The 25494-nt window shown below is 69.2% G+C and carries 25 protein-coding genes; 2 read left to right on the top strand and 23 right to left on the bottom strand.

The features are described 5' to 3' along the window. The first annotated feature begins 51 nt into the window (after positions 1 to 51). Positions 52 to 1332: a hypothetical protein gene (locus tag OXU32_11890; protein MDE0074650.1), complete on the top strand. Its 1281-nt coding sequence runs from the start codon at positions 52 to 54 to the stop codon at positions 1330 to 1332. Positions 1333 to 1338: 6 nt separating this feature from the next. On the opposite strand, the gene OXU32_11895 is transcribed toward OXU32_11890, so the two are convergent. The 6 genes from OXU32_11895 to OXU32_11920 form a co-directional block, all read right to left on the bottom strand. Further along, positions 1339 to 1680, bottom strand: coding sequence for a P-II family nitrogen regulator (locus tag OXU32_11895; protein ID MDE0074651.1), 342 nt, complete (start codon positions 1678 to 1680; stop codon positions 1339 to 1341). Positions 1681 to 1708: 28 nt separating this feature from the next. Next, positions 1709 to 3010: an ammonium transporter gene (locus OXU32_11900; protein MDE0074652.1), complete on the bottom strand. Its 1302-nt coding sequence runs from the start codon at positions 3008 to 3010 to the stop codon at positions 1709 to 1711. Between the two features lie 251 nt (positions 3011 to 3261). After that, on the bottom strand, positions 3262 to 4767 hold the full coding sequence (locus tag OXU32_11905; protein ID MDE0074653.1) for a sigma 54-interacting transcriptional regulator: 1506 nt from the start codon (positions 4765 to 4767) through the stop codon (positions 3262 to 3264). After that, positions 4764 to 6233, bottom strand: coding sequence for an amidohydrolase family protein (locus OXU32_11910; protein ID MDE0074654.1), 1470 nt, complete (start codon positions 6231 to 6233; stop codon positions 4764 to 4766). Before OXU32_11910 ends, OXU32_11905 begins: the two co-directional genes overlap by 4 nt. Continuing rightward, a complete protein-coding gene (locus tag OXU32_11915; GenBank protein MDE0074655.1) occupies positions 6230 to 7318 on the bottom strand; it encodes a 6-bladed beta-propeller in 1089 nt (362 codons plus the stop codon). The genes OXU32_11910 and OXU32_11915 overlap by 4 nt, the downstream gene beginning before the upstream one ends. Before the next feature lie 89 nt (positions 7319 to 7407). Then, positions 7408 to 7809, bottom strand: a complete 402-nt coding sequence (locus tag OXU32_11920) for a hypothetical protein (GenBank protein ID MDE0074656.1) — start codon at positions 7807 to 7809, stop codon at positions 7408 to 7410. A 128-nt stretch (positions 7810 to 7937) separates the two neighbouring features. Here OXU32_11920 and OXU32_11925 point away from each other — a divergent pair, with 128 nt between their 5' ends. Then, positions 7938 to 8984 carry a histone deacetylase gene (locus OXU32_11925; protein ID MDE0074657.1) on the top strand — a complete coding sequence of 349 codons (1047 nt, stop codon included), beginning with the start codon at positions 7938 to 7940 and terminating at the stop codon, positions 8982 to 8984. Positions 8985 to 9039: 55 nt separating this feature from the next. Here the strand turns inward: OXU32_11925 and OXU32_11930 are convergent, their stop codons facing one another. From OXU32_11930 to OXU32_12010, 17 genes are all read right to left on the bottom strand, one after another. Continuing rightward, positions 9040 to 10314 (bottom strand): aminotransferase class V-fold PLP-dependent enzyme, encoded by a 1275-nt coding sequence (locus OXU32_11930; GenBank protein ID MDE0074658.1) that lies wholly within the window; start codon positions 10312 to 10314, stop codon positions 9040 to 9042. A gap of 118 nt (positions 10315 to 10432) precedes the next feature. Beyond that, a complete protein-coding gene (locus OXU32_11935) occupies positions 10433 to 10879 on the bottom strand; it encodes a hypothetical protein (GenBank protein ID MDE0074659.1) in 447 nt (148 codons plus the stop codon). Between the two features lie 221 nt (positions 10880 to 11100). After that, the gene (gene selB / locus OXU32_11940; protein MDE0074660.1) at positions 11101 to 13005 is read right to left on the bottom strand and encodes a selenocysteine-specific translation elongation factor; all 1905 of its coding nucleotides are present in this window, start codon (positions 13003 to 13005) and stop codon (positions 11101 to 11103) included. Between the two features lie 15 nt (positions 13006 to 13020). After that, entirely contained in the window at positions 13021 to 13764 is a 744-nt protein-coding gene (recO, locus tag OXU32_11945; GenBank protein ID MDE0074661.1) for a DNA repair protein RecO, read from the bottom strand. A gap of 3 nt (positions 13765 to 13767) precedes the next feature. After that, the gene (locus OXU32_11950) at positions 13768 to 14988 is read right to left on the bottom strand and encodes a hypothetical protein (protein ID MDE0074662.1); all 1221 of its coding nucleotides are present in this window, start codon (positions 14986 to 14988) and stop codon (positions 13768 to 13770) included. Further along, complete coding sequence (locus OXU32_11955; protein ID MDE0074663.1) at positions 14969 to 15490, bottom strand: bifunctional nuclease family protein; 522 nt, start codon at positions 15488 to 15490, stop codon at positions 14969 to 14971. Before OXU32_11955 ends, OXU32_11950 begins: the two co-directional genes overlap by 20 nt. A gap of 69 nt (positions 15491 to 15559) precedes the next feature. Next, positions 15560 to 17008, bottom strand: a complete 1449-nt coding sequence (gene ahcY, locus OXU32_11960; GenBank protein MDE0074664.1) for an adenosylhomocysteinase — start codon at positions 17006 to 17008, stop codon at positions 15560 to 15562. Positions 17009 to 17082: 74 nt separating this feature from the next. Next, positions 17083 to 18270: a methionine adenosyltransferase gene (gene metK / locus OXU32_11965; GenBank protein ID MDE0074665.1), complete on the bottom strand. Its 1188-nt coding sequence runs from the start codon at positions 18268 to 18270 to the stop codon at positions 17083 to 17085. Then, the gene (gene raiA / locus OXU32_11970; protein MDE0074666.1) at positions 18267 to 18569 is read right to left on the bottom strand and encodes a ribosome-associated translation inhibitor RaiA; all 303 of its coding nucleotides are present in this window, start codon (positions 18567 to 18569) and stop codon (positions 18267 to 18269) included. The genes metK and raiA overlap by 4 nt, the downstream gene beginning before the upstream one ends. Positions 18570 to 18657: 88 nt before the next feature. Continuing rightward, positions 18658 to 19101 (bottom strand): transcription antitermination factor NusB, encoded by a 444-nt coding sequence (gene nusB, locus OXU32_11975; protein ID MDE0074667.1) that lies wholly within the window; start codon positions 19099 to 19101, stop codon positions 18658 to 18660. A 6-nt stretch (positions 19102 to 19107) separates the two neighbouring features. After that, the gene (ribH, locus tag OXU32_11980) at positions 19108 to 19581 is read right to left on the bottom strand and encodes a 6,7-dimethyl-8-ribityllumazine synthase (protein ID MDE0074668.1); all 474 of its coding nucleotides are present in this window, start codon (positions 19579 to 19581) and stop codon (positions 19108 to 19110) included. 23 nt (positions 19582 to 19604) lie between these two features. Next, entirely contained in the window at positions 19605 to 20804 is a 1200-nt protein-coding gene (locus tag OXU32_11985) for a bifunctional 3,4-dihydroxy-2-butanone-4-phosphate synthase/GTP cyclohydrolase II (GenBank protein MDE0074669.1), read from the bottom strand. A 5-nt stretch (positions 20805 to 20809) separates the two neighbouring features. Further along, a complete protein-coding gene (locus OXU32_11990; protein ID MDE0074670.1) occupies positions 20810 to 21433 on the bottom strand; it encodes a riboflavin synthase in 624 nt (207 codons plus the stop codon). Further along, complete coding sequence (gene ribD, locus OXU32_11995; GenBank protein ID MDE0074671.1) at positions 21433 to 22569, bottom strand: bifunctional diaminohydroxyphosphoribosylaminopyrimidine deaminase/5-amino-6-(5-phosphoribosylamino)uracil reductase RibD; 1137 nt, start codon at positions 22567 to 22569, stop codon at positions 21433 to 21435. Before ribD ends, OXU32_11990 begins: the two co-directional genes overlap by 1 nt. A 13-nt stretch (positions 22570 to 22582) precedes the next feature. Next, positions 22583 to 23530: a hypothetical protein gene (locus OXU32_12000; GenBank protein ID MDE0074672.1), complete on the bottom strand. Its 948-nt coding sequence runs from the start codon at positions 23528 to 23530 to the stop codon at positions 22583 to 22585. Then, positions 23527 to 24564, bottom strand: coding sequence for a phosphoribosylformylglycinamidine cyclo-ligase (gene purM, locus OXU32_12005; GenBank protein ID MDE0074673.1), 1038 nt, complete (start codon positions 24562 to 24564; stop codon positions 23527 to 23529). The genes OXU32_12000 and purM overlap by 4 nt, the downstream gene beginning before the upstream one ends. Beyond that, a complete protein-coding gene (locus OXU32_12010) occupies positions 24557 to 25486 on the bottom strand; it encodes a PfkB family carbohydrate kinase (GenBank protein MDE0074674.1) in 930 nt (309 codons plus the stop codon). Before OXU32_12010 ends, purM begins: the two co-directional genes overlap by 8 nt. Positions 25487 to 25494 lie beyond the last annotated feature (8 nt).

Here is a 25494-nt window from a genome sequence, read left to right on the forward strand (position 1 = left end):
GGCAACGGTCCGCGCGACGAGGCGTGACGACGCAACTTTGCGGGGATGAAGATGAAGACTCGCGGATTACTCGCGACCATTCTGGCCGCGACGGCGATCTTCATGGCAGGCGCCGCGTGCGACTCCTCCTCCCCGTCTGTGCGCACCATCCACACCGACTCGGCCGGCATCCCCATCGCAACGGCCGTCGAGCCGCTGTGGGGCCGCGGTGAAGGTTGGACCGTCGAACCCGAGCCGCTCCTCGAAATCGGCACCATCACCGGTGCGCCCGAGTACCAGCTTACCGATGTGGTCGCGGCCGTGCGTCTGAGCAACGGCGACATCGTGGTCGCCGAGCGGGCTGCTTCGGAACTGCGCGGCTATGACGCAGCAGGGAACTTCCGGTGGCGGGCGGGGAGGTCCGGGGAAGGACCAGGTGAGTTCAGGAGTCTCGACTTCGTCGGAACCACGGCCGGTGATTCACTGGTGACCTACGACGGAGCTCTGCTGCGGGCCCAGCTCTTCGACCCGCAGGGCCGCCTGGCGCGAAGCTACCGGGTGGCGATCACCGAGGGCGAGGGCGCCAACAGGGCGGCGGTGGCCGACAAGGCGGTGGGCGTCGTGGACGGTCTGCTCATCGTTCGCTTCGCCGAGTACGGTGACGAGGTTCCCAACGGCGTCGTCCGATGGCCCCTGGAGCGCTTGGCGACGGTCGACCTTGATGACGGCGCCGGGAGGTCGCTGATCGTGCTGCCGGGGAACGAAGCGTCTGCGCGGGTCCGGGAGGACGGAGGCTGGTCCCTCAGCACTTATGTCTTCGCCAGGGGGCCGGAGTTCGGTGCCGCGGACGGGCGCCTTGCGGTGATCGACACGGAAGCCTGGTCGGTGCGCCTGATCTCACCCCACGATGGAGCGATCACGGCAGTCTATCGGCGTGATGTGGCCCCCCGCGACGCGACCACCGCCCTCTTCGATCTCCATCTGGACGGCATCATGGAGATAGCCTTTCCGGATCCGGACCAGGCCGCTGCGGAACGCGTTGCGGGGTTGCGGCGGATGTGGCGGGGAATGCCGCGGGCGCCGCACCTACCCGTTCTCCGGTCCGTTCACGTGGATGAGACCGGGCACTTGTGGCTCCAGCCGTACTACGTGGCCGGCGCCGACCCCCCGCCCTTCGAGATCCTCGCCCCGGACGGCACCTGGCTCGGCAGCGTGTCGCTGCCCCCCGGCCTCCACCGGGCCTTCATCCAGTACCAGGCGCCCTACATGGAGATCGGCGACGACTACCTACTCGGCGTCTGGACCGACGAACTGGACGTTCAGTACGTCCGCATGTACCGGATCGACAAATAGTCGGGGTCAGCCGATCGCGGGGGAGCCCTCCTCTCCGGTCCGGATCCGGTAGCACTCCGCCAGTTCCAGCACGAAGATCACACCGTCGCCGATGTTCCCCGAGCGCGCGCCCTTGATGATCGCCTTCCTGGTCCGTTCCAGGAAGTTGTCGTTCACGGCGATCTCGAAGCGCACCTTCTTGCGGAGCCTCACCTCGAAGTCCGCTCCCCGGTAGGTCTCCGTGAACCCTCCCTGCTGCCCGCAGCCGAGGGCGTTGGTCACCGACATCCGTCCCACCTCCACCTCGGCCAGGGCTTCCTTGACGCTGTGCAGCCGATCGGGCTGAACGTACGCAATCACGAGTTTCATCATGCACTCCCGTTTCGGGTGGGTGGCCTTAGCGAGCCGTGAAGATGGTGTAGTCCGGGTAGGCTTCCATGTTGTGCTCGGCCAGGTCCAGGCCCCGCCGTTCCTCCTCCGGACTCACCCGGAGGCCGATGGTACTCCTGAGGACGAGGAAGATGAGGGCGGCGGCCGGGAAGGCGATGGCGCCGCACGCCGCCACGCCCACCAACTGGGTGAGGACGCTGTGATCCGCGCTGAAGATCCCCACGGCGAGCGTCCCCCAGACGCCGCAGGTCAGGTGCACGGAGATCGCCCCGACGGGATCGTCGAGCCTCGCGCGATCGAACGTCTCGACGGAGATGACGACGATGACCCCCGCGACGAGGCCGATGATGACCGCGGCCGTAACGCTCACCACATCCGCGCCGGCGGTGACCCCGACGAGCCCGGCGAGCGCCCCGTTCAGGACCATCGAGGCGTCCGGATGCCTGTGGACCACCCAGGTCGTCGCCATGGCCCCGACGATGCCGGCGGCGGCCGCGAGCGAGGTGGTGACGAGCACGTACGAGACCAGTCCCGGGTCGGCGCTCAGCACCGAACCCCCGTTGAAGCCGAACCACCCCAGCCAGAGGAGGAACATCCCCATGACAGCGAGCGGAAGATTGTGGCCGAGGATCGGCCGGATCTCGCCATTGACGTATTTCCCCAGCCGGGGACCGAGGAAGATCACGCCCGCGAGCGCCGCCCAGCCGCCCACGGAGTGGACGATCGTCGAACCGGCGAAATCGTAGAACCCCAGCCCGTCCAGCCAGCCACCGCCCCACTTCCACGACCCGACCACGGGATAGACGAACATGACGTAGATCGTCGCGAAGAGGAGGAACGAACCGAGCTTCACCCGCTCCGCCACGGCCCCGGACACGATCGTTGCCGCCGTGGCGGCGAACATCGCCTGGAACAGGAAGTCCGTCCAGTAGGTGTAGCCCGGGTTGTACTCAGCCGTCACGCCGGCGGCGTCCGTCCCGATGCCCATCCCGGTGAAGCCGAGGAAGCCGCCGAGCGCGAACTCGTCCGGATACATCAGGTTGAACCCCACCAGGGTGTAGGTGAGGAGCCCGATGGCGATGATCCCCATGTTCTTGAAGAGGATGTTGACGGTGTTCTTCGACTGGGTCAGCCCGGATTCCAGGGTTGCGAACCCCAGGTGCATGACGAAGACGAGGAAGGTCGCCACCATCATCCAGGTGTTGTTGACCGCGAAGAGCGCGTCGGCCGCTGAGCCCGTCTGCGCGGCAGCCGCATCGGGGAAGGCGGCAAGGAGCACGACTGACGCAAGCGTCATGAGGAACCGCATGGTTCACCTCCCGGGAGTCGGTCCAGCGTGGGCGCGGGCGCGCGGATTCGTCCGCGGGCTGCTCGGTCCGCGACCGGTTCGGGGCCGTGCATGGGCAAGCGGCGTGCCGGGGACGTGCTGGGTGCGCAACCCTTTGCCGCCAATATTCTTACGAGATGTGCCGCAGGCGGATGGGGGCACGGCCGCAAACACCCGTTCCTACATTTTGGTAGGATTGAGAAGGAAGCTACAGAATTGTAGGTCGCGGGCGGTCAGCGTCTGGAGAGACCGTACTTGGCGACGCGAAGCCCCATCACCCGCTCGGTGATGCCGAGCTGTCGGGCGGCGGCGGCGCGATTGCCGCGACTCACCTTGAGGGCGTCGACGATCAGCTCCTTCTCGAGCGCATCCAACTGGACCTTGAGCGGCCCCGAACGCCCGGCGCCCGGGGTGGCCATCTGGAGGCTGGGCGGGAGGATGCGGGCGTGGATCACGTCACCATCAGCCAGAAGCACGGCTCGCTCGATGGCGTTCTCCAGTTCGCGCACGTTCCCCGGCCAGTGGTAGGCCATGAGCAGATCGATGGCGGGGGTGGAGAGGCGGACGATCGCGCGCCCGTGCCGCCTGTTGTACATCTCGACGAAGTGGTCCGCGAGCAGGATGATGTCGGTCCGGCGGTCGCGCAGCGGCGGCACGTGAATCGGGAAGACGTTCAGCCGATAGTAGAGGTCCGTCCGGAAGCGGCCGTCCTCGATGTCCGCCTCCAGATCGCGGTTGGTTGCGGCGACCACCCGGACATCGGTCTTGAGCATCCTGTTGCCGCCAACCCGTTCGAACTCGTGCTCCTGCAGCACGCGAAGAAGGCGGATCTGCACGGACGGGGGAAGATCGCCGATCTCGTCGAGGAAGATCGTCCCGCCCGAAGCCCGCTCGAAACGGCCGGCCCGCTGCTGGAGTGCACCCGTGAACGCGCCGCGCTCATGGCCGAACAGCTCGCTTTCGACGAGCCCCTCGGGGAGCGCCGCGCAGTTGACGCGGACGAAGGGCCCTTCGGACCGCTGGCTTCCGTAGTGCACGGCCTGGGCGATCAGTTCCTTCCCGGTGCCGCTCTCGCCGCGGATGAGCACGGTGGCGTCGCTCCCCGCAACCTGGCCGATCATCTCGAACACCGGGACCATCTCCCGCGAGTTGCCGACGATGTTGTCGGGCCGGTACCTGTCGGCCAGCTCCCGCCGAAGGCGCCGGTTCTCGGCAACCAGTGCCTTCTCCTCTTCCGCGAACTGCCGGAGCCGCACGGCGTGGGCGATGAGGGAAGCCAGCACCGAGAGGATCTGGATGTCCTCGTCGAACGAGGCCGCCTCGCCGCAGGGGCGTTCGGCGCTCAGTGCTCCGATCGTTTCGTTGCCGTGCCGCACCGGAACGCAGACGAAGCCGGTCCCGTCGCGCTCCTCCAGGGGGCGGGCCCGGCTCAGAAAGCGCGGCTCGGTGGCGACCGACGGAATGACGACAGGGACGCCCGTCTCGACGACGCGTCCAGTGATGCCCTCACCGAGCCTGTATCGCGCGCGCTCCCGCTGGTCGTCCGTCAGGCCCACCGCCTCGTGTAGCAGGATCTCGGACGTCCGGCGGTTCAGAACGGTGAGCGTCGCGCACTCGAGCTCCATGCGCCGCGAAAGCGCGCCGAGGATGGGCCGCACCGACGAGCCCAGGTCCGCCGTCTCGTCCAGGATGGTGCTGACCTCGCGGAGGAGCGCGAGGGGGTGCGACTCGGCCGTCATCGTCCCGCTGGCCCCGCCCGCGGTGCTCCGAGCACGAAGTCCCGCCGGTAGTACGGGGTACCGCGCTTCACCGTCAGTACCACCGAACGCAGGCTCTCCGGCCCGGCCAGCGGGTCCTCCCGCAGGAAGACGATGTCGGCGTGCTTGCCGGGCTCGATCGTGCCGATCGAGTCCTCCAGCCCCAGCGCAACCGCGCCATGATGGCTCGCCGCCTTCAGCACGTCCGGCATCGGCATGCCCACGTCGTCGTGCAGATGGCGGATTTCGTCGAAGAGCGCCGGGAAATCGGAGGTGGGCGGAGTCATGCCGTCGGTCCCGGTCGCGACCATGACGCCCGCCTCCCAAGCCCGGCGGGTGAGCGCGATCGCGTCGGCGGTCTCGCACCCGGCACGCACGCCGCGCCGGCGCCGGTCGATGGGCGGTCGCCGGGGCCCCGGACCTGCCCCCGCCCTGTCCGCTGTCTCACCGGGAGCGGGCGCGTTGACCGTGTCGATCGCCGCCATGCGCCTCAGTCCGACCTGGACGACGACCCGGATGGTCGCGTCCAGCACCGTGCCGTGCCGCCTCATGAGGGCGAACACCGAGTCCACCGCGGGGTGGTTGAGGTCCACATCGACGAACCCGGTGCGGCGCCCCTCCTGCCCCTCGCGAAAGACGTCGTCCGGAATCGCCGCGCTGCCGACGCTGCACACGTGCGACATCGAGCGCACGCCCGTCCCGGCCACCTCGAGCGCACGCGCCGGCCCGACGTGCGTATGCGACCACACCGGGATCCCCTGCCTGCCGGCTTCGGCGGTGATCGCGGCCAACAGGTCTCCGTCGATCGCCGCATAGGTCTTGATACCGGTCGCCCACGTGCCCCGCGCCAGCGCCACGGCCTGCGCCAGATCGGTCTCCTCCGTGACGGCCTGCATCCACGACACCTCGCCGGGCGTCTCGCCCGCCGCCGATGAGACCGTGCGCGGATCGGTGAAGAACACCGGTCCCGCCATGAGCGCCGAGAAGTACAGGTCGGGCGCGTCGATCTCCTTGACGAGGGATGCGCGCTGCAGGTCCATGAGCGAACGCACGTCGCCCGCCATGTCCCGCGCCGTCGTGATCCCCGCATAGAGCTGGCGGTTGAGGATGAACTCGGCCCGCCCACGGTTGGCCATCGTGGCCACGTGGGTATGCGACTCGACCAGACCGGGGATGGCGAACCACCCGCTCGCATCGATCACCTCGGCGCCCTCGCGTAGCTCGTCGGTCAGGTCCGCAGCCGGGACGACGGCGGCGATCCCTTCCCCTTCCACCACGATGGCTAAGCCCGTCCGGGCCGAGGCTCCGGTGCCGTCGATCACCGTCGCCCCGTCGAAGATGGTTCTGGGCGGGGCGGAGGCCTGCCCCGGCGGGCCGGCCTGGGCTCCGAGCGTTACCGGCAGCGCCAGCCCCATGGCGATCAGGATCGGGATAACGCGGCCGGTCATTTCGCACTCCTCTCCGAGACGGCAATGACATCCACTTTCGGCCACGGATCGTTCGCGAACAATGCCATGCGTCCGCCGTGCCAATCGATCAGACCCGGATATGGAAAGTCGATCTCGCCAACCGCGCCCGAGGTTGGGTCGATGACATAGCTGTGAATCGCCTTCGGGGCATCCGCATCGACGGCTTCCTGGTCGTACAGACTCAATTGCACCAGAAGATGCGAAGCGACCGGCGCCACCGCGTACAGCATGTGCATCTCGCTGCGCCCCGGGGTCAACCCCATGGCCACGGAACCCGATTCCGCATTCTCGACGATTCCCATGGGCCGATGATCCGGCAGCCGGGCGATCCAGCGCAACACGCCATCCGTTCCATACATGTGCACTTCGTTCAGGCGCGTCGGCACCCAGGCGATGCCACCGATCTCCGGAAGGCAGGCGAGCCGGCCCTCCGTCGTCGCATCGCGGACGATCGGGTTGTCCCAGCGGTAGGAGATCCCGAACGACGCAACCACCTCGTCCTGTTCCAGCCGATGAATGAAGCCGGACGCCTCATCCCTCAGGGCAAGCAGGTACAGGCCATCGTCCATGAAGCAAGCGTCCATGGGGAAGAACGGGACGGGGACATCCCGCGTCCACGACCACTCCCCCTCCATTCGGTCGAACACATGGATCATCTGCCGCTCATCGGCCACGAAGATGCGATCTTCGGACAGCGCGAGGCCCCGCGGGAAGGCCAGTTCCCCCGGGCCCTGGCCCGGCCTCCCGACCCGCACGTGCGTTCGCGCCGGGATGTTCAACACGTGCACCACGTTCAACTGGTCATCGAGGACGAAGATCTCGTCGCCCCGAAGCTGCGCCATCGCGATCCTGCCGATGAGTCCGGCTTCCGGCGTTTCCCGGGCGCCGAAGGCGGCGACCAGCGAGTCGGGTCCCGTCTCGAGATTCACCCATACCGGCGCCTCCTGCACGTCTGCGACGAGGCCGGGATGAAATGCGCTCGCCAGGCTGTCCGGCAGGGGATGTTCGATGCCTGGGGTCTCGAGGGTGCAGCCGGAGGCGAGCCCCCACATCGCCAGGGCCATCAGCAGCCAGACGCGAACTCTGTACGAGGCCGTGGAAGATGGACCGACGCTATCGACCCCGCCCCTCGTCGACCGAATCCGGCGAAGCCTCATCCCGAGGCGCGGGCCTCCGCCGAGCCCCGCAAACGCGCGGCCCGGATGAACAGGCGCGCCGACACGACCCAGAGCACCACGAAGAACCCGTTCAGGCCCAGGATCTCGACCACGGAACTGACCGGGGAGTGCTGCTTGCCGATGATCAGGGCGATCACGGCCACCAGCGCCTGGGCGAGCGCCGCCGCGACCATCGCGCGCGCCAATCCGCGCGGCCGGAAGCGGGCGATCACGGCCCCCATCATGCCGACGGCGAGCACGCCCCCGTACGAACGGTCGAAGGGATCGCCCTCCACGCCGATGAGCCCGACCGCACCGATGATCCAGAGCAGGATGAGCCCCGTCGCGAGCGCGGCGACGATGGCGAGTCGGTACGCCGACCTCGGTTCGGACTTCATGGCTTTCTCCGGCTGGGGCGACCGTCTCAGGCAATCTTTCGGGCGACTCGACAACAGAAGTATTATGCCCGCCGGAGGAAAAGCGATCCCGGTCGACAAGTGGGGTGGTCATGGACAGGCGCGATTTTGTGAAATCCTCAGCCGCGGCGCTCGGGGCCCTGCCCGTCCTGGCGACACCGCTTTCCGCGCACGGCGGACCCTTCGGCGCGGGCACGGCCGCTTCCCCGCCGAGCCACGAGCGCCCGTCCGCGACGCCTGGACAGGCCACCGGAACCGCCCTCATCTACGACCCGCGCTACCTCGATCACGTGCTCATTCGACCGAACGGCTCCCGCCCGCCCGAGATCCCGGAGCGGCTGGTGCGCATGCGGGCCGAACTGGAGGCGCGCGGGCTCACCGAGGCGACCGTGCCCATCGCACCCACCGTCGATCCCCTGCTCCGCATCCGCGCTCACCACACCGGCGAACACGTAGATTCGGTGCGCCAGCTGGGCGTGAGCGCGAACGTGGCCGAACTCGCGGTGTCCGGCGCCCTGACCGGCGTGGACGTGGTCGCCGAGGGCCGGGCGCGCAACGTCTTCTGCGCCATCCGGCCTCCGGGGCACCACGCCAACAACACCGGCGCCGAAGAGGGCTTCTGCTACTACAGCAACGCGGCCATCGCGGCGAAGTACGCCCAGGAGATCCACGGTCATGAGAAGGTCCTGGTCATCGACTGGGACTACCACCACGGCAACGCCACCCAGAACGCCTTCTACGACGACCCTTCGGTGCTCTTCTTCTCATCCCACGACTGGAACGCGTATCCCGGAACCGGCGATCCTTCGCTCGCCGGAGAGGGAGACGGCGCGGGCCTGAACATCAACGTGCATCTGGAGTGCGGCTCCAGCGACGCCGACATGCTGCGCTACTGGGACAACGCGCTCTCGCCCGCGGTGGCGGCCTTCGACCCCGATTTCGTGATCGTGTCAGCGGGCTTCGACAGCCGCCGCGACGATCTGCTGGGATGCTTCGACCTCACCGACGACGCCTTCCGGCGCATGACCCGCATGGCGATGGACTACGCCGATAGCTGCTGCGACGGACGGCTCGTGTCGCTGCTCGAGGGCGGATACAACCTGGACGGGACCGCGCTCGCCGCTGCGGCGCACGTGGAGACGCTGCTGGAGCACTGACTCCAGTCCGCGGTCCGCGTCCCGTCCGGCGCCTGCGGGGGCGCTGGCGAACGTCCTAGACCATCCGCGAGAGCACCCCCAGCAGGCGGTCCACGTCCTCGCGGTTGTTGAACATCGCCACGGCGGCGCGGAGCAGCCTTCCCTCTTCCTGGAACGTGATGGCGATGCCCTCGTCGGCGAGAGCCTTCGCCAGCGCTTCATGTTCCAGGCCGTGGTAGAAGCTGACGATCGGCGAAGAATTACGGGGAGGGGTGAAGAGTTGCATCCCCAGCGCTTCCGCTCCGTCGCGCAGTTCGCCGGCCAGCGCGTGGGTGTGCCCGGCGATGCGGTCCAGTCCCACCCGGGCGAGGAAGTCGAGCGCGGCCGCCATGGCGGCCACCGGACCGTTGGCCAGGCTCCCGTACTCGAACTTGGCGGCGCTGCTGCGCAGGCGGTAGCGATGCCCCGGCAGGGTTTCGGCCACCTGCCGATGCCCGTAGCGGTCGGGCGCCATCCAGTCCAGGTGCTCGCGGCGGACGAAGAACGGGGCGCAGCCGAAGTCCGCGTGCAGCCACTTGTAGCCGTTTGCGCCAGCGAAGTCGACGCCCTCCTCCCTCAGGTTCACGGGGAAGGTGCCCAGCGCCTGGACGGCATCGGTGTAGAGATAGGCTCCGTGCGCGTGCGCCAGCTCGGCGAGCGCGGGCAGATCGTGGCGGAAGCCGTTCCGGTTGGACACCCACGCCACGCTGACGAGCCGGGTGCGCGCGTCCGTCCGGCGCGCAAAGTCCTCGGTCGTGACCACGCCGTCGCGCGACGGCACCACCCGCAGTTCGACGCCCATCCGCTGCTCCAGTTGCCGGTGGAGCACGTAGGTGGAGACGAAGTGCAGCTCGTCGACCACGATGTTGTCGCCCTCGCGCCAGTCGAGCGCGCTCGCGACGATGTTCTCCGCGTCGGTCGTGGAATAGAGCAGGGCCACCTCGTCCTCGTCGGCCCCGAACAGCCCGGCGAAGCCGGCGACGGCCCTCTGCCGCGGCGAAGGGCCGGAACCTCCGCCCTGTCTCCGCATCTTGCCGTCCGCGTACGCGTACAGCGCGTCGCGCACGGGGATCGGGATGGGCCCGACGGAAGCCGTGTTGAGGTACGCGAGTTCCTCGGTCACGGGGAAGCTGGCGCGGACGCCGAGCGGATCGTCGAGAGCGAGACTCGGGGGCGCGGGGCTGGCCGATGGGGTGCCCGATGCGGACTCGGCCCCTTCGGCGATGCGGGCCGCCAGCCCTCCGGCGGGAAGCGCGGCCAGACCGGCGGCCGCTGTGGTGCGGATGAAGTTTCGGCGGTCGAGCGGCGTCATGCGGCTCCTCCCCTGACGGTCGCCCGCTTCCACTCGGGCGATAACTGGCTGCGACCCGCGAATCGGGCGCGGACAGGCTAATCGTAGGGTTGGGACGGAGCGGTGGCCAGCCGCCAGCCTACTTGGTCACGAACATCTTGATGACGCTCGAACGACCGTTGACCTCCAGTACGAGGAGATAGATCCCGGACGCAACCTGGTTGCCTTCGAGGTCGCGCCCATCCCAGTAGGCCTCGTATTCCCCCGGTGTTTCGTACTCCATGTCGGACACGGGGAAGCCGTCGCTGCCCGGGTTGCGCAGGGCCGTGGGGGAGGCGACCAACTGCTGGAGCACGTTGTAGATGCGAATCGACACGACGACCGGCTCCCCGCCCGAAAACAACTCGTCACCCAACGAGAAGGGGATGCGGGTCTCCGGGTTGAACGGATTCGGATAGTTCTGACGCAACTCGAATCCGGGATTCTGCTGGCGTCCCCGATCACCCGTTTCCTGGGCCGAGGTAGGATCCAGACCAACGAGCGGGATGAGGAGGAGGCCTGTCAAGACGCGTAGGAAGCGTCTCATATCAACCCCTCCGCACAGTTTTTTCTGTGCAGTAGCTTAGGAACGATAGCCCTCCCAGGCATCCTTGAAAAAATGAATCTGCACCACCACGGCATGGTACGAGCGCCTCACCCTTTCTGTCAACATCGACGGGCGCCGGCGTGGCGTACCTGGTTGCTTCGATAGGACACCGCTCAGGCTCGAAATGTTCAACTCTTCCGTCAGGCCGCGAGACGCGTCGCTCACGGGCTCGGACCCGGGCTGGCGGGCACTTCCCGCCCGCTGCCGCGCCGAACCGTGACTCCGAGCCGGTCGAAGCAGGCGAGCAGAGGGAGCAGGTGCCGGCGGGTGACGGGCAGAACGTCGCGGAAGTCTGCGGGACCGAGGCCGGATCGGCCCGCGAGCCGTTCCTGAACGTCCCGTGCCCCCCGTTCGACCGCGTCTGCGTCGGCGAAGAAGTCGTCGTTCAACACGACGATGTCGCCCGCCTGTTCCATCAGCTTGAGGATGGGCCACAGGTCTGGATGGTCGCGGAGCGCGGCGGGAAGGTCGCGGATGGAGGGCGGAGAGAGACCCGCGGCCCGGTATTGCTCCGCCAGGCGCGACCGCACGCCTTGCTGCTCCGCGGTGAGGGAGGGCGTGAAGCCGGGCTTGCGCACCAGGTCGCGGCGGACCTCCAGTTCGCCCTTTTCCGCCAGGTGCGCGAGCAGGGCATCGGCCAGTTCCGCGCCCGCGCCGGCGGGCAGAGCCTCGCGCGCCTCGGCGAGCGGCATGCCGGGTCTGAGCGGCTGGGCTCGGTGGTAGCGGGCGACCTGGCGTTGGAGTAGGCGTCGGCCCTGGTCGGCCACCGTTCCCGAATAGAGCGCCCGGCCAGTCGCGAAGCCGGTCTCGTCCTCGCCGGAGGCAAGCGTCCCCGGCGGATCGCCGGTGCGGATGGGGAGTTCCTCCTCCGGGACGCCCGCCCACCCGGCCAGGTCGAGCGCCGCCCGGCGGCGGAGGCCCCCGTCCGGTCCCACAATCGCCTCGAGCAGTTCGCCCTCCCTGCCCCGCAGCCGCGTCCGCGGCGGCGGTGACGGCTCGGCCACGATGCCCCCGCCGATGGTGGTCATCGGCGAGTAGGAGCGCAGGACCACGTGGTCGCGCGCTCTCGCCACCAGGGGCGCCTCCAGCCGAAGCTGCGCCCACGCCACCTCACCCGCCACCATCTCGGCGCAGTCGAGCAGGAAGACCCGTGCCATCACCTCGGACGTGCCCAGGTGCACCCGCACCCGCTGGCCCCGCTCGATGCCCCAGGCGGTGTCGGGGAGCAGTTCGATGCGCGCTGTTACCCGGTCGGCGGCCACCCATGGATCGGCGCCGACCACCACCTGTCCGCGCCCCACCGCCTCCCTGCCCACGCGGCTGCCGGCGAGGGCGACGGCCGTGCGCTCCCCCGCGCGCGCCGTCCGCACCGAACGCCCGTGCACCTGCAGGCCGCGCACCCGCGCCGCCAGCCCGCCCGGCTCGAGCCTGACGCGCTGGTCGAGGGACAGCGACCCCGACCAGAGCGTGCCCGTCACCACGGTTCCGGTGCCGCGCACCGTGAAGACCCGGTCCACCGGCAGGCGCACGATGTCGTCGTCCAGGCGCGCATGCGCCCTCGCGCCCTCGCGCGCGAGCGCTGCCTGCAGCTCGTCCAGGCCCGCCCCGGTCACCGCGGAGGTCGGCACGATGGGCGCATCTGCATGCGGCGTGCCGGCGAGCAGCTCGCGGACGTCGTCCAGCGCGAGCTCCAGCCATTCCTCCTCCACGAGGTCGATGCGGCTGAGCGCCACGACCACCCGCTCGACCCCGAGCAGGCGCACGATCGCCAAGTGCTCGCGCGTTTGCGGCATGGTGGCCTCGTCCGCCGCCACGACCAGCAGCACCAGGTCCATCCCGGTGGCGCCCGCCAGCATGTTGCGGATGAAGGACTCGTGGCCGGGGACGTCGACCACACCGAAGGCCAGATCTTCGCTCACCGGGAGTTCGGCGAACCCGAGGTCGATGGTGATGCCGCGCCGCTTCTCCTCGGCCAGCCGGTCCGTGTCCACCCCGGTGAGCGCCTGGACGAGAGCGGTTTTGCCGTGGTCGATGTGCCCGGCAGTGCCGAGGATCAGCCGGCGCATGGGCTCTCGCGCGGTTCAGACAGCTTCGCCAACGACGCTCTCGAGAAAGGGAAAGGAGGGCAGCGGACGGGACCCGCAAATGTGATGGTGCACGTAGTTGCGCAGCACCTTCAGGTGCTGGGTGACGCGGTCGAGCCCGTCCACCGGTTCTCCCAGGAGAAGTGTCCTCAGCTGTTCCCGCGCGCGCGGCCCGATGCGGGGAGCCTCGGAGGCCGGCCCCGCGCAACGCGGGCAGCGCACCCCTCCCGCCGCATGGTCCAGGCGGCCAACGGCGGCGGTGTCCAGTCCGTCCCCGCACGCCACGCATACGGTGAGTTCAGGAGCGTACCCCATCAACGATACCAACGCCCAGGCGCCGGACAGGATGAGGACCGCGATCATCTCCGGAGGAGCCTCGGCCAGGCGCCCCAGCGACGCGTCGAGTCCGGCGAAGAGGGCCCCGCTCGGCTCCTCGCCGGCGTGGTGCAGCACCAGGTCGGCGAGCAGCGACGCCCCCGCGAACCGCCGCACATCGCCGGCCAGAGCCCGGTGCGCGTGCATGACCGAGAACTCGCGATAGTTCTGGAGGTCCCGGTTGCTGCGGTAGTAGAGCACGAGAACCCCCGAGGAGAAGATCTCGGGAGGGGTTCCGCGCCTGCGCAGGCCCCGCGCCATCACGCTCACCAGGCCTCGCTCGCGCGTAAAGAATCGGAGGATCAGGCTGGTTTCGCTGAACGGATGGGACTTGAGCAGGATGGCGCGCGTGGAAAGGAGCGACATCCTCTAACCCCGGGAATCGTCGGTGAGCCCAATGCGCGCCAGCAACCGCTCGCGCCTGCGCCGATAGGCCTTCCGGGCCTTGCTCCCCACCTTCCCCTCTCGCGCATACGCTTCGTCCAGAATGGCCACTTCGCGAAGCAGCCTGCGCCGCTCATCGGCGGCGGAAGCCGTCGCCGCCGCAGGATCGCGGTAGACCGCGTACAGCCCGAGCCATGCGAGCACGACGGTCAGGATGACCGCCATCCATTCCAGCGGAAGTCCCTCCGCTTCCTCCGCCAGGAGCAGGCCCACCGCGTCATCAACGATGTCGCCGGCGGCGTAGCGCCGATAGGTCACGCCCTCCTCCACCTCGATGGGCGGGAGCGGCTGGAGCCCGGTGACGGCGGTCGGCGGAGAAGGTTCGAGGACCAGCAGCTCCATGGTCTCGGTGAGTCCCGGAAGCGGCGCGACGAACTGGTGGCCGGGGACCGTGTAGCGGACCGCGTACAGGCGCTCGCCCGGCGGCACCGGAGCCGCGACGAACATGCGTCCGTCGGCGAAACGCACCGCGTCCTCCGCGAGATCACTCTCGCCGACTTCGAAGTCCTGCGCGCCGCCCAGCAACGGATACGACCACACCGGCTCGCCATTCGCGGGGATCAGGGTGCGGAAGCCGTCGTTGCGGATCTGGATGAGGTCCACCGCGCTCCACCCCGTGCCCACGTCCTGCAGGAAGAGGTTGCGCACCGAGACCGTGAAATCCGCGCCGCCCGGCGGGGCGGGTTCGGTCTCGTACACACGGATGACGTACGTGCTGTCGAGCTGGATGACGCTGTTTACGGGGATGCCGAAGTAGAGGATGTCCTCGTAGAGGGTCGACGCGAAGAAGACGGTTCCCGATTCCGGGTCCGGGACGCGGGGCAGCTCGAAGGCGAAGGATCCGTCGTCTGCGACCACGACGGAGTCGATTTCGCTTCCTCCCCCGAGCGCCACTTCGTGCAGCGTCACCAGCCCGGACCCGACTCCGGCGTCGCCAAGCAGCACCCTGCCCCGGAGCGTCGCGGTAGCCTGCTCGCTGGTCGCGGCGGCCGCGCCGGCTTCCTGCGACGACGGATGCGTCGCCGATGGCGGGCGTGCATCACCGGTCGACGCCGTCGCTGCGTGGGCAGGGATGGCCCCGAAGCCCGGCGCAGAGAGGAACGCGGCCAGCAGGAGCGCCCGCGAGTCAGGGCGTAAAGCGGCCAAAGTCCTCGGGATGAAGCTTGCGCAGGTGTTCCTTGAGCTCCTCCGCGTCCATTCCCGGCGGAGACTCCTCCTCGCCTTCCCCCGAGGCCGCATCTTCCTCGTCCGTCACCTCGATCGAGGTCTTGTGGAGGAGATCCTCCTGGGCGAAGATGCGCGCCTCGGTCCGGAGCGCGACCGCGATCGAGTCCGAGGGCCTCGCGTCGATGGAAACGACGTCGCCGTCCCGCTGCACGATCAGCTCGGCGTAGAAGGTGTTGTCGAGGACGCGGGTGATGAGCACCCGCTTGAGAGTGCCGCCGAGCCCGCCGATCACCGAGACGATGAGGTCGTGGGTGAGGGGTCGGCTGAACTTCATGCTGGCCAGCTCCATCGCGATCGAGCTGGCCTCCCCCGGACCGATCCAGATCGGCAGCACCCGTTCGCCCTCCACCTCCCGCAGGATGACTACCGGCGTGTTGGATGAGGGGTCAAGCCCCAGGCTCTGTACCCTGACCTCGACCAACGGTCCTCCTCGCGGGACGCTACCCCGCCGGCCGTCCCGGACGACCGCAGCAGCAATGCGCGTTGGCGCTCAGTAGCGGTAGTGGTCGGGCTTGTACGGGCCGCCGACCGGCACGTCGATGTATTCCGCCTGCTCGGGAGTGAGCGTCGTGAGCCGCGCTCCCAGTTTGTCCAGATGCAGTCGCGCCACCTTTTCGTCCAGGATCTTGGGAAGGGTGTAGACCCGTTTCGCGTACTCGTCGGTCTCGCGCTTCTGCCAGAGTTCGATCTGCGCCATGCACTGGTTGGTGAAGCTGGTGCTCATGACGAAGCTCGGGTGGCCCGTGGCGCATCCGAGGTTGACAAGGCGGCCGCGCGCGAGAAGGACGATGCTCTTGCCGTCCGGCCAGGTGATCTTGTCGACCTGCGGCTTGATCTCGGTCCACTCCAGGCCCGCCAGCCCGGCCACTTCGATTTCGGAGTCGAAATGGCCGATGTTGCAGACGATGGCGCCGTCCTTCATGCGGTCCATGTGGCCGCGGGTGATTGCGGAGACGTTGCCCGTGGCGGTGACGAAGATGTCGCCGAAGGCGCAGGCCTCGTCCATGGTCACCACCTGGTGGCCCTCCATCGCGGCCTGCAGCGCGTTGATGGGGTCGATCTCGGTGACGTAGAGGGTGGCGCCGAGCCCGGCGAAGGCCTGCACGCACCCCTTGCCGACATCGCCGTATCCCAGCACGACGCACTTCTTGCCCGCCACCATGATGTCGGTGGCGCGCTTGATGCCGTCGACCAGCGACTCGCGGCAGCCGTACAGGTTGTCGAACTTGGACTTGGTGACCGAGTCGTTGACGTTGATGGCCGGGAACAGAAGGGTGCCTTCCTCGGCCATGCGGTAGAGCCGGTGCACACCGGTGGTGGTCTCCTCGCTCACGCCCCGCACGTCGGCCGCGAGCGACCTCCAGAAGTGCGGATCCTCTTCCAGCACCCGGTCGAGCAGCCGGCCGATCTCCTCCTCTTCCTCGGAGGCTCCGGGCGCGCGCGCGACCCCGGCTTCCGCCTGCAGCTCGCGTTCGACCCCCTGGTGGATCAGGAGCGTGGCGTCCCCGCCGTCGTCGACGATGAGGTCAGGACCGCCCTCGGGGTGCGCGAGGGCCATCCAGGTGCACCACCAGTACTCCTCCAGCGTCTCTCCTTTCCATGCGAAGACGGGCACGCCCGCGTCGGCCATCGCGGCCGCGGCGTGGTCCTGGGTGGAGAAGATGTTGCAGGACGCCCAGCGCACCTCCGCGCCAAGCTCCACGAGGGTCTCGATGAGCACGGCGGTCTGAATGGTCATGTGCAGGGAGCCCGAGACGCGGGAGCCCGCGAGGGGCTTCTCGCCGGCGTACTCCTCGCGGAGCGCCATCAGCCCGGGCATCTCCCTGCGGGCGAGCTCGATCTCCTGGCGGCCCCATTCGGCGAGACCCGGGTCCTTGACCTTGAAGGGCGGCCGTGAGACGGCGGGCCGGGCCGGTCGGGATTTCGTAAGCGTAGACATTCTTGCTGGATGGACCCCCGCTTGCGGGTGAAGTTCCGGCAGTTCGACGCAGGGCGGAGCCCGGCCGCCCCGGGTCACATCCCCAGCGCCTGCCTCAACTCTTCGACCTGGTCGGTCTTCTCCCAGCGGAACAGCTCGACCCCCGTGCCGTCCTTCCAGCGCACGCACTCGGGCTTGCGGCCGAAGTGGCCGTGGACGGCGGTGGGGGTGAAGACGGGACGCCGGAGGCCCAGGCGGTCGATGATGGCGGCGGGACGAAAGTCGAACACCTGCTGCACGGCGGCCGCGATGTGCTCGTCCGCCGTCCCGCAGGTGGCCGTGCCGAAGGTCTCGACCGCCACCGAGACCGGCCGCGCCCTGCCGATTGCGTAGGCAAGCTGGATCTCGCAGCGGCGCGCGATCCCGGCGGCGACCACGTTCCGGGCCGCCCAGCGCGCGGCATAGGCCCCGGAGCGGTCGACCTTGGTGGAGTCCTTGCCGCTGAACGCGCCGCCTCCGTGGCGGGCGGCGCCCCCGTAGGTGTCGACGATGATCTTGCGGCCGGTCAGGCCCACGTCTCCATAGGGACCGCCGATCACGAACCGGTCGGAGGGGTTGATGTGGCGGATGCACCCTTGCCACTCGAAACCGGCCGCGGCGAACACGGGGGCGATGACCTTCTCGGTGATTCCCTCCCGGATCTCCTCGTCGGCGGCGTCATCGTCGTGCTGGGCGCTGACCACGACGGTGTGCACGCGCACGGGACGGTCGCCGTCGTACTCCATGGTGACCTGGGTCTTGCCGTCCGGCCGCAGCCAGGGCAGCAGGCCCGACGTCCGTACGAAGGTGAGCCGATGGGCGAGCTGATGGGCCAGGAGGATGGGGGCGGGCATCAGCTCGTCGGTCTCGTCGGTGGCGTAGCCGAACATGAGTCCCTGGTCGCCCGCCCCGCCGTCGTCCACGGCTGCCCCGATGTCCGGCGATTGCGGGTCGATCCTCGACTCGACCCGGCAGCTGTGGCCGTCGATGCCGTATTCGTCGCGGGTGTAGCCGGCCGCAAGGATGGTCTCGCGGACGATCTGCGTGTAGTCGAGGTCGCCGGCCGTCGTCGTGATCTCGCCCGCAACCAGGGCGAAGTTGGTCGAGACCAGGGTTTCGCACGCCACCCGGGCCCGCGGATCCTGCGCCAGGATGTGGTCGAGGATGGCGTCGGAGATCTGGTCGGCGAGCTTGTCCGGGTGCCCTCCGGTGACCGACTCGGAGGTGAAGAGTTTCGTGCTCACCGGCCGGCCCAGTGCTCCACCTGCTGGGTTCGGCCGCGGCGCAGGATCTTGCTCAGGCGATCGGCCACCTGGTCGAGCGCGGTCGCGAAATCACGCGCCTCCCCGCGGGCGACGACAGGCTCATGTCCGTTGAGGGAGAGAAAGGCTTCCACGCGGTGAACGTGGCGCTCAACCCGGAACACGACCTCGGCGGAGGTCAGGCGCGGGTCGAAACGGACCAGCTTGCCGATCTTCCGGTCGGCCCGTTTGGTCACGTATTCGGGCACGTCGCAGCCGCGAGCGACCGTGTTCACTTTCATATCTCTTCCAACCCTGGTTCCAGTGGGTTTGATTTGGGCCCCGTCGAAGGTAGAAAGGACGGGGGCACAGGTCTACGGGCCACGCCGGTCAGCGTTCATCGACGACCGTGCGCGCCTTCATCACCGCGTCCAGCACGCCGTTGACGAAGCGGTCCGAATGCTCGCTTCCGTAGCGCTGCGCCAGCCGTACCCCTTCCTGGATCGCGACTGCGGGCGGCACCCCGTCCAGGAAGAGCATCTCGGTCACCGAAAGGAACAGAATGCAGCGGTCCACGCGGGCGAGCCGTTCGATCCGCCAGTTGTCCAGCGCCTCGCTGACCGCCGCGCGCACCTCTTCCTCGTGCCGGGCGAAGCCGCGCACGACCCGCGCCAGATGAGCCTGGCAGGCGGGCGCCACCCGCCGGTTGGCCAGCGTGGTCTCAAGGGCATCAAGGACAGACTCGCTGTCCGCCGCCTCCCAGCGATAGAGCACCTGGAGCGCCCATGCCCGCGCGCGGGTGCGGTTGCGGCGGGGTCGCTCGGCGAAGGCCATGCCCCTTCAGGCGAGCCCGTCGAACAGCATCGCCATCTCGACCGCGGCCGACGCGACCTCTCCACCCTTGTCCATTTCCTTCGGATCGGCGCGGCGCTCAGCCTGCGCGCGGGTGTCGGTGGTCAGCACGCCGAACACGACGGGGACCGGCGACGAGCGCGCGACCTCGCCCAGCCCGTACGCCGCCTCGCCCGCCACGTAGTCGAAGTGCGGAGTCTCGCCGCGGATGACGCACCCGAGCGCGATGATGCCGTGATGGCCGGCACGCGTCGCCAGGCGCGCCGCGGTCTGCGGAAGCTCCCAGGCTCCAGGGACCCGGTAGACGTCGATGTCCCCGGTCGCAACACCGTGTTCGGCCAGACGAGCCAGGGCCCCGGAGAGCAGGCTGTCGGTGATCTCCGGGTTGAAGCGGGCCGCCACGACGGCGAAGCGCTTTCCCGATCCGTCGAGCGATGCGCTGAAGGTGTTTGAGCCGGTCATCCGGGCTGGCAGTCCACGGGCTGCTATATGAGGTGGCCGAGCTTGGCGCGCTTGGTGTCGAGATAGCGCTCGTTGAAGTCCGAAGGCTCGATCTCGAGCGGCACCCGTCCGGTCACGTGCAGGCCGTATCCCTCCAGGCCGACGATCTTGCGGGGATTGTTGGTGAGAAGGCGGATCGAGCTGAGGCCAAGATCGAGCAGGATCTGAGCCCCAATGCCGTAGTCGCGCAGATCGGGCTCGAAGCCGAGGGTGCGATTGGCCTCGACCGTATCCTGCCCGCCGTCCTGGAGCTGATAGGCCTTCAGCTTGTTGTGCAGGCCGATCCCCCTGCCCTCCTGCTTAAGATAGACGATGGCACCGCGCCCCTCCTCCTGCACCTGGCGCATCGCGGCGCGCAACTGCTGGCCGCAGTCGCAGCGGATGGAGCCGAAGACGTCCCCGGTCAGGCATTCCGAGTGCATGCGCACCAGCACGTCCGCCCGCCCGTCGATTTGGCCCTTCACCAGGGCCACGTGCTCGCGGTCGTCGAGCGGGCTGCGGAAGCCGATCACGTCGAAGGAGCCGACGCCGGTGGGGAGCCGGGCGGTGGCCACCCGCTCCACCAGCCGCTCCTTGGCCAGCCGATAGGCGACCAGTTCGGCCACCGTGATGAAGAGCAGGTCGTGCTCCCGCGCGAACTGTTCCAGCTGGGGACGGCGCGCCATGGTGCCGTCCTGGCTGAGGATCTCGCAGATGACGCCCGCGGGCTCGAATCCGGCAAGGCGGGCCAGGTCCACGGAGGCCTCCGTCTGCCCCACGCGGCGCAGCACGCCGCCGGGGACGGCGCGCAGCGGAAAGACGTGGCCGGGGCGGCGCAGGTCGCCCGGGCGGCTCGCGGGATCGATCAGCACTTCGATGGTTTTGGCGCGGTCGAAGGCGCTGATGCCGGTGGTGACCCCGTACTTGCGGTGCGCGTCCACCGAAACCGTGAAGGCGGTGCCCTGCGGGTCGGTGTTGTCCTCGGTCATGGGCGGAAGGCCGAGTTCGCTGGCCCGCTCGCGCGTCAGGGCCACGCAGATGAGGCCGCGCGCGTGCTTGGTCATGAAGTTGACGACTTCGGGCGTGGCGGCGGCGGCCGCGCACACCAGGTCGCCCTCGTTCTCCCGGTCCTCGTCGTCGGCGACGATGACCATCCTGCCTTCGCGAATGGCGCGGATGGCAGCTTCCACGCGGGAGTGCGGCACGGGGCTCAGCCTTGCGGAGAATCCGGGGTGTGAACTGACAGGAGCTTACCCACGTACTTCCCGATCAGGTCCCCCTCGACGTTGACCGGGGCTCCGGGGGCCAGGTCGGCCAGGTTGGTGTGCTCCCAGGTGAAGGGCACGATCGCGATCCGCACGAGGTCGGGATCGGGCAGCTCGCTGACCGTCAGGCTCACCCCGTTGAGGGTGATCGAGCCGTGCAGGATGGTGGCGCGGGCCACTTCGCGGGGGATGCGGAAGGTGAGGAGGCGAGCGCCGTCCCCGGGGGCGGGATCGGTCCGGGAGACCAGCGATCCGACCCCGTCGACGTGCCCCTGCACCAGATGGCCGCCGAGACGGTCGCCCAGGCGGAGCGCCCGCTCGAGGTTGACGCGGGTACCGGCCTGGTAGGCGCCGGCGATGGTGCGCGCCAGGGTGGCGGGCACCACGTCCACGGCGAAGGTGGCGGCTTCGAGAGCGGCGACGGTCAGGCACGCCCCGTCGACCGCCACCGAGGCGCCGTCGGTGAGGTCGGGCGCGATGCCCGGGGCACGAATGGTCATCCGCCGGCCCTCCGGCCGGGTCGTGACCGCCACGACCGTTCCGATCTCCTCCACCAGCCCGGTGAACATCAGCCGTCCCGGTCGAGGACCCAGAGAAGGTCGCGCGCGAACGCGGCCGGCGGCCCGGCGGGTCGCCATCCCTCCCAGGCCGCCTCGTCCATCCCCGGGAAGGCCGGGACCGAGCCGGATCCCAACGTGAGCGGGGCCAGGAAGAGGTAGAGACGCTGCACGCGGCGCTCGCGCAGGAGCGAGGAGGCGAGCACCCCGCCTCCCTCGCAGAGGATGGAGGTGATGCCCGCCCGGTAACAGGTAGTCAGCACCGCGCCCAGGTCGAGGCCGCTGGCCGAGCGGGGAACGGCGTGGACGGTGGCGCCCCGCCGCCCAAGGGCGCGCGCCCGGTCCGCGGGCGCGTCCACACCCGTGAAGACGCGCACCCGCCCGCCGCCGTGGTCCCGCAGGAGCCGGGCTTCCGGAGCCATGCGGGCAAGGGAGTCCAGCACGATGCGGTCGGGCGCGCGGCGGGGCTCGAGCCGCCCGCGAGCCGTGAGGCGGGGGTCGTCGATCTTCATGGTGTTCGCTCCCACCATGATCGCGTCGAAGCCGGCGCGCAGGTAGTGCACATGCTCGCGCGCCGCCGGCCCGGTCAGTCCGGTCTGCTCGCCCGCGCGCGAGATGCGTCCGTCCAGGCTGAGCGCGAGCTTGAGGGCAACGTACGGCGACCCGTTGCGCGCGACATGGAAGAAGGCGGGACTGGACGACGCGGCCCGGGCGCTGGAGAAGGCAGGCCCGTCTACGAGTATCCCGCCGGCACGCAGCACGGCGCCCCCCCCTGCTCCGACGCCCGGATCGGCGGCGCCGAAGACCACACGCCTGATCCCGGCGTCGAGGAGGGCACCCGTGCAGGGGGGCGTACGGCCCATGTGGGCGCACGGCTCGAGGCTGGTGTAGACGGTGGCGTCCCGGGCACTCTCGCCCGCCTCGGCGAGCGCGTGCACTTCCGCGTGCGGCCCGCCCAGTTCGCGGTGCCATCCCTCTCCCACCACCTCGCCCTTCTGCACCACGACGCACCCGACCATCGGGTTGGGCGACACCCGGCCCCATCCACGCCGTGCGAGTTCGACGGTTCGCTCCAGAAAGGTCAGATCCGCTTCCGACACACGATCATTCGGCGCCGGGGCGAGCCGGCCAGTCCCGCTCTCGGTCATGCGCCCATCTCCGCTATCGCGTAATCCGCAGGCTCAGGGACCCGAACATGCTGCCGGCGCTCGGATCGAAGGGTTGCACCGAGGGATCCGGCAGGCCATCGAACCCCGCGGCCCAACCGATCTCGCCCGCCACCACAAGCACCTGCCAGGTGCGGGAGATACCCATGTGCAGGAGCAGACGATCGAATGGGGGGCCGTCGAGCGTCACGCTGCGCGGCTGACGGCCCGATTCGGGGCCCTCGATGGTTACGGTTCCCGAGTACCGGTCCCATCCCGCGCCGGCAACGATGCCCGCGGCCGAAAACTCCTTGCCGACCAGGGCACGGACGGAGGTTGCCGCAGGTTCGAGTCGCACGGTGATCGCTCGCGCAGCCCCCAGCCGGACATCTCCGAGGAAGCGTCTCACGACGGAGACCGAGACACCCGGAACGTCGAAGGACTCGCGGAGCAGCCCGAGACGGGCACCGACTCCGGCCGAGTAGGCGTCGCCCTCAAAGCCGTGCGCCTGCGGAAGCCGGAGTACGCCGACGGAAGCGACAAGATCCAGCGACAGAAAGCCTCCGTACTGCGGCGCCCAGCGGAAGCCGTCGAACAGCCCGACCGCGCCCTCGAGCGAGGCATGGGAGACGGTGGCGCGGAGTTCCGGAAGTTCGAGGGCAAGGGCTTCAACGAGGTCGGGAAGCGGGATGCGGGCACCCGTGAAGCGGGCGCTCAGCGCCATGCGCGGACCCAATCCACGCCGCCATCCCAGGGTACTCGAAGTCCCCGGGATGTCACTGCCCGCCGATGCGGCCAGGCCGATGCCCGATGCGGCCGCCTGGTATCCCACGGCTCCGGCGGCGCACCAGTTTGCCCCCCCGGACGCGTCGCTGCAGCGGGCGGTGAGTTCCGCGGCCGATTGCGCGCGCACGGGTGCAACAAGGCTCAGGAGAGCGAGCATCAGCCCCGCGTCCAGCCTCACACCAACTCCACTCCCGAACCCCGGACGACTTCCCCAGCGATCCAAGCCTCCTCCCCCCGGTCCCGCAGGCGGGAGACGAGGCCGTCGGCATCCGCAGGCGCGACCACCACCAGCATGCCCACGCCCATGTTGAAGACCCGGTACATCTCCTCACGCGCCACGCCACCCGCGCGCGCCAGCACGTCGAAGACGGGGGGAGGTCGCCAACTGAAGGTGTCGACCTGCGCCCCCAGCCCCGCCCCGAGCGAACGCGGCAGGTTGCCGGGGATGCCCCCGCCGGTGACGTGCGCCAGCGCGCGAACGGCGCCGCGTTCGAGCTCCGGGGTGAGAGACGCCAGATAGCTCCGGTGCACCGCCAGCAGCGTGTCCGCGACCGTCCCCCCGGAATCGGGGAACGGGCTGTCGGCGTCGAGCCCCAGGACGTCGAAGACGATGCGGCGGGCCAGCGTGTACCCGTTGGTGTGGAGTCCCGTTGAGGCCAGTGCCACCAGCGCATCCCCGGCCCGCGTGCGCGAACCATCGAGCAGCGCGTCCCGCTCCGCGATGCCGACGATGAACCCGGCCAGGTCGTATTCGCCGGGGGCGTAGAAGTCGGGCATCTGCGCCGTCTCGCCTCCCAGCAGAGCGCAGCCGTTGTCACGGCACGCACGCGCGACCCCGGTAACTACCTGGCCCACCACCCCGGCGTCCATATCGCCGGTGGCGAGGTAGTCCATGAAGAAGAGCGGCCGCGCGCCCTGGACCAGGATGTCGTTGACGCAGTGGTTGACCAGGTCCGCCCCCACCGTGTCGTGGCGGCCGGAGAGGAACGCCACCTTGAGCTTGGTGCCCACCCCGTCCGCGCTCGACACCAGCACCGGCGCGTCCATTCCGCCCGGCACCGCGTACATGCCCCCGAACGAGCCCATCCCCGAGAGGGTGTGCCGGTCGTGGGTGCTCGCCACCAGCGACTTGATGGCCCTCTTCGCCCGGTCCGCGGCGTCCAGGTCGACGCCCGCGGCGCGGTAGTCCAGTCTCGGGGAATCGTCAGGCAAGGCTCGCTCCTTTCGGCGAGGTTTCGAAAGCAGCCTGCTCGCCGAGGATGCGCGCCCGCTCGGCTACCTCCCCGACATCCAGCTTCCGAAGACGGTCGAGGGCGAAGGACTCGACGGCGAAGGAGCCCATGACGGAGGCATGTACGAGCGCCTCGCGCAGTGCATCCATGCTGCTGCGGGACACCCCCGCCAGATATCCTGCGAATCCGCCGGCAAAGGCATCGCCCGCTCCCGTCGGGTCCACCACACGCGACACAGGAAAGGCGGGGCACCGGAAAGCGGCCTCTCCGTCGAAGAGCCGCGCGCCCCGCGCACCCTCCTTTATGATCACCCGTCGGGGCCCGCGTTCGCGTACCCAGCGTGCGGCCCGCACCGGATCGGCAATGCCGGAAAGCTGATGGACTTCGGTGTCGTTCACCATCAGAACATCGATACGCTCGAGAAGCGACATGAGCGCGTCCCGCTCCCGCTCGATCCAGTAGTTCATGGTGTCACACACCACCAGCTCGGGTTTCTCAACCTGGTCGAGCACCTCTCCCTGGAGAATCGGGTGGATGTTGCCCAGCGAAACGATGCGCGCCTTGCGGAAGGACGAGGGGATGGCCGGGCTGAAGTCGGCGAAGACGCCGAGGGTCGTGAAGGTGGTCTCCCGGGCGCTGAAGTCGGCGTTGTAGGTCCCTCCCCAGCGAAAACTCTCCCCGCGCGCGACTTGAAGCCCCGAGAAGTCGACGCCCCGCTCCTGCAGAAAGTCCAGTTCCGCCAGCGGGAAGTCGTCGCCGACCACCGCCACCACCTGGACCGGCTGATAGAGGCTCGCCGCCGCCGCGAAGAACGAAGCCGACCCTCCGAGCACCTCCTCGGCCCTCCCGAACGGCGTCTCGACCGTGTCGAGGGCTATGCTTCCCACAATCAGGGTCGACATGCCCGGCC

It is taken from the genome of Gammaproteobacteria bacterium, assembly GCA_028819075.1.
In the GTDB taxonomy this organism is placed as follows: domain Bacteria; phylum Gemmatimonadota; class Gemmatimonadetes; order Longimicrobiales; family Gaopeijiaceae; genus BD2-11.